Here is a 1,030-nt window from a genome sequence, read left to right as displayed (position 1 = left end):
GATTGACCAGCACGGTGCCGGCCCGCAGCCGCGAGGCCACGCGCAGGGCACGCTGCGCGTCGGACGAGAAGACGTAGGCCTGCAAGCCGTACGGCGAGTCGTTCGCGATACTGATGGCTTCGTCCTCGTCGCCATAGCCGATCATCGAGAGCACCGGCCCGAAGATCTCCTCGCGCGCAATGTCCATGTCGTTGCGCACCTCTGCGAACACGGTAGGCCGCACGAACCAGCCTCGCTCGAAACCGTCCGGCCGGCCCTCGCCGCCGGCCACGAGGGTGGCGCCCTGCGCCAGGCCGCGGCGGATGAAGTGCTGCATGCGATCGAACTGCGCCTGGCTCGCGAGCGGTCCGACCGCGGTGGCAGGGTCGCGCGGATCGCCCACGCGCAGGGCGGCCGCCGCCGCTCGCACCTGTTCAATGGCGGCCTTCATGTGAGCGCGCGGGATCAGCAGGCGGGTGCCCGCCACGCAGGCCTGGCCGTTGTTCATGAAGGCGGCGTTCAGTGCCAGGGGCAGCGTGGCGGCCAGGTCGGCGTCGTCCAGCACCAGGGTGGCCGACTTGCCCGAGAGCGCGAGGCTCACGCGCTTCATGGTGTCGACGCCCGCGCGCGCAATGAGCTTTCCGGTCTGCGTGGAACCGGTGAACGAGATCTTCGCGATGCCCGCACTGGTGGCGATCTCGTCGCCCACATCGCTGCCGCGCCCGAGCAGCACATTGAAGACGCCGGGTGGCAGGCCTGCGTCGTGCAGCGCCTCGGTCACGGCCTGCGCCTGCAGCGGGCCCAGCTCGCTCGGCTTGATGACCGAAGCGCAGCCCGCGGCAATGGCCGAAGCCAGCTTACTGCAGATGCTCCCGGCGGCGGCGTTCCAGGGCGCAATGAGGCCGGCGACGCCGACCGGTTCCATCACCACGGTGGCCTCGCCCAGGCGGCGTTCGAAGGCGTAGTCCCGCAGCGCCTGCGCCGTGGTGGCGAAGCATTGCGAGGCGTAGTTGCTGACCCACTGAGAGCGGGCCAGCGGGCCGCCGTACTC

General features: G+C 70.6%; 1 protein-coding gene. It reads right to left on the bottom strand.

The window, feature by feature from the left end:
* On the bottom strand, positions 1-1,030 hold a 1,030-nt coding region (locus tag AC04L7_RS19525; protein ID WP_475513822.1), incomplete at both ends, for an aldehyde dehydrogenase family protein.

Source organism: Pseudoxanthomonas sp. LjRoot204_2 (assembly GCF_056175765.1).
This window is presented reverse-complemented; position numbering and strand designations above follow the sequence as displayed.